Source organism: Flavihumibacter sp. UBA7668 (assembly GCF_002483205.1).
Classification (GTDB): Bacteria; Bacteroidota; Bacteroidia; order Chitinophagales; family Chitinophagaceae; genus Flavihumibacter.
Genome location: NZ_DLHM01000002.1, coordinates 444,341 through 448,125, shown reverse-complemented (window position 1 = coordinate 448,125; position 3,785 = coordinate 444,341). Strand labels below are relative to the sequence as shown.

Here is a 3,785-nt window from a genome sequence, read left to right as displayed (position 1 = left end):
AGCAGCGAACAGTATCCCTGGCACAGGTTAACCCTGTTCCCTGAAATTTTATAAATCAATTCCAAAATTTCGTAATAGTAGCCACTGGCATTATGGTCAAATTTGCATTATTCAATAAAGCAGCAAAATATGGCGACAGATAATAATAAAGAAATCATCTATCTGCCTTTGGAAAACGTAGAGAGTGACCATTGCGCATCCATCGTTGACAAGGGGCTGGCACAAGTCAAGGGGATCACCACCCATAAAGTAGAGCTGAACAACCGCAGGGCCGCCATAACGGTAAATGACCATGAGGCAATACCCGAAGCGGTGAAGGCAGTAAAGGATCTCGGGTATAACATTACCACTGCTAAAGGCGCTTTTCCTGTCCTGGGCATGACCTGTGCATCCTGTGCCGGAAGCGCTGAAAGTATCGTAAAATACCAACCCGGCGTGGTCAGTGCATCTGTCAACTTTGCAACCGGGAATCTTACCGTAGAATATCTCCCGAATATGACCAGCGCTTCAAAGTTGCAAAAAGCGGTACAATCCGTAGGTTACGATTTATTGATTGAAGATGAAACCAGGCAGCAGGAAACATTGGAAGCGATCCACGCCCAAAACTTCAGCAAGCTGAAGACTAAAACCGTATGGGCAATCATCCTGTCTTTACCCGTTGTAGTGATCGGGATGTTCTTCATGGATATACCTTATGCCAACCAGATCATGTGGGCATTCGCTACGCCTGTTGTGGCATGGCTGGGCAGGGATTTCTTTATCAATGCCTGGAAGCAGGCCAGACACCGTTCCGCCAATATGGACACGCTCGTGGCGTTAAGTACGGGGATCGCCTATATCTTCAGCGTATTCAATATGCTGTTTGCTGACTTTTGGCATCAGAGAGGATTGCATGCGCACGTATATTTTGAAGCCGCGGCCGTAATCATAGCATTTATCCTGTTAGGGAAATTGCTGGAAGAAAAGGCCAAAGGAAATACATCATCGGCCATTAAAAAACTGATGGGTTTACAACCTAAAACCGTAATGGTAATCCAGGCCGACGGGTCAGAAAAGCAGACCGCCATTGAAGAGGTAAACGCGGGTGATGTGATACGGGTAAAGCCCGGTGAAAAAATCGCTGTAGACGGTATGGTAACATCCGGCAGTTCGTATGTGGATGAAAGCATGTTAAGCGGCGAGCCGGTCCCGGTACTTAAAAATGAAAACGAAAAAGTGTTTGCAGGAACGATCAACCAAAAAGGCAGCTTCCAGTTTAAAGCAGTGAAAGTAGGTAAAGAGACGATGCTTGCCCACATCATCAAAATGGTGCAGGATGCACAGGGAAGCAAAGCGCCTGTTCAAAAATTGGTAGATAAAATTGCAGGTATTTTTGTTCCGGTTGTCATGGGTATTGCCATCCTGACCTTTTTGCTATGGCTGGTGCTGGGTGGCGATAACGGGATCGTACAGGGATTACTGGCAGCCGTCACCGTACTCGTCATTGCCTGCCCCTGTGCATTGGGACTGGCCACGCCTACGGCTATCATGGTAGGTGTTGGCAAAGGAGCAGAAAAGGGTATCCTCATTAAAGATGCGGAAAGCCTCGAACTGGCCAAGAAAATAAATGCCATCGTACTGGATAAAACGGGAACTATTACCGAAGGAAAACCACAGGTGACCGGCATCCAATGGCTGAATAATGACGATGCTTCCCAAAATGTGCTGTTGAGCATTGAAAAGCAATCGGAGCATCCATTGGCAGAAGCAGTGGCAAAACACTTTGAAGGGGTACGGGCTACCTCTTTATCCCTGTTCGACAGTATTACGGGTAAAGGGGCAAAAGCCAATCACAACGGCGAAACCTATTTTGTAGGTAATAAAAAGCTGTTGGCAGAAAACAAGATTGTCATTGCTGGCGAATTACAAGACAAAGCCGAAGAATGGGGCAAACAGTCCAAAACCGTTATCTGGTTTGCAAACAGCAAACAAGCTCTTGCTGTCATTGCCATAGCCGATAAGATTAAAGACACATCAGTACAGGCCATCAAAGAAATGCAGGATATGGGCATTGACCTGTATATGCTGACCGGGGATAATGAAGCTACCGCAAAATCCATTGCAGAGCAGACAGGCATCAGGCATTACAAGGCCGAGGTATTGCCACAGCACAAAGCCGATTTTGTAAAAGAACTGCAACAGCAGGGTAAAACAGTGGCGATGGTAGGCGATGGCATTAATGACAGCACCGCTTTGGCAACAGCCGATGTAAGTATCGCAATGGGCAAAGGCAGCGATATAGCAATGGATGTTGCCAAGATGACCATCATCTCCTCAGACCTTACCAAGATACCACAGGCAATACGTTTGTCAAAACAGACAGTAGCCACTATCAAACAAAACCTGTTTTGGGCGTTTATTTACAATGTAATTGGCATTCCGATAGCCGCAGGTATCCTTTATCCTGTGAATGGCTTCCTGCTTAACCCCATGATTGCAGGGGCGGCAATGGCACTCAGCAGCGTAAGTGTAGTCAGCAATAGCCTGCTACTGAAATGGAAAAATAGGTAAGGATAAAACGCGTATTATACCGTCCATAAAAACATACAATGTGCATATAAATCTACTGGCATTGGGGATATTTGGGTCCAACTTTTAAAAAGGCAGGGACTTGTTTGCCCATTATCAACGCAGGAGACGTAATTAAACTAAAGAGAGCGTTAAGCTGGCTAATGGCACAGTTTTTACCCTCTTTACTAAAATCTATGATATGAAAAAAATTATGCCCATTGCCGCATTGATAATATTCATTCTTGCTGCCTGCAACAAAAATAGTGATGAACTGCGCCTGCAAAGCCATGACGAAAACCGCATGATGGATAGTTTACACGCCATGATGAGCCGGATGGAAGCTATGCCTATGACCGACGATCCCGAGATCGACTTCGCAAAAATGATGATTATGCACCATGAAGGAGCAATAAACATGAGTACCGTTCAAAGCCAGGAAGGACAGAATGATTCTTTAAAACGGTTTTCCCAAAAGGTAATTAGTGCTCAAACCCTGGAAATACAGGAATTGAAAGATTTCTTAACCACACAGTCAGTAAACAACGCTGTACCGGCCCATTCAGCCGAGCACATGGCCCATATGAAGAAAATGGATCAGATGGCAGACGTTCAGCTTATAACCGGTGATCTTGACAATGACTATGCTACGCTGTTGATTCTACATCACAACAGTGCCATTGAAGACGCAGAAGCCTACATTATGTTTGGCAATAACGCGCAATTAAAATCAATGGCACAGATGATGATTGAGGACCAGACAAAAGAAATTCAAGAGTTAAGCAATTGGATAAAATCAAACAAACGTTGATAGCTACATTATTGATAAAAACACTGTCACTAAAAAGGAAACCTTTATCAAGGTGCATAATAACAACACCGGATTGAGACAGCATGTAAGTACTCAAAAGACAAAGGCATTAACATCGCCACGGATGTTAGCAGATACCTTCATTTCTTCTAAGCTTGCCAAGATCCCGTAAGCCATAAGGTTTTCAGGCAAACGGTAGTCTCTATTAAGCAAACCCTGCTTTAGGCATTTCTTTACCATGTAATCAGCTTTCCGGTAACGGAATATATCCGTTAACCACGTAAAAAAACCTCTAATGAATCCAGGCGTAGCAATAGAACGCTATAGCTTGCGGTTAAGAGGGGAAAAGTAATCCGTAAATCTTATAAATTAAACCCGAAATTACGTAATACTGCCATGCAGCATTTTATAGAAATTTGCAGTATCA

At 44.3% G+C, this 3,785-nt stretch carries 2 protein-coding genes; both read left to right on the top strand.

Annotated elements, in window-relative coordinates; all coding sequences use genetic code 11:
• Window positions 1-129 precede the first annotated feature (129 nt).
• Window positions 130-2,550, top strand: coding sequence for a heavy metal translocating P-type ATPase (locus B2746_RS05610; protein ID WP_239597259.1), 2,421 nt, complete (start codon window positions 130-132; stop codon window positions 2,548-2,550).
• A 199-nt stretch (window positions 2,551-2,749) separates the two neighbouring features.
• Window positions 2,750-3,358 (top strand): DUF305 domain-containing protein, encoded by a 609-nt coding sequence (locus B2746_RS05605; protein ID WP_239597263.1) that lies wholly within the window; start codon window positions 2,750-2,752, stop codon window positions 3,356-3,358.
• The last annotated feature ends 427 nt before the right edge of the window (window positions 3,359-3,785 follow it).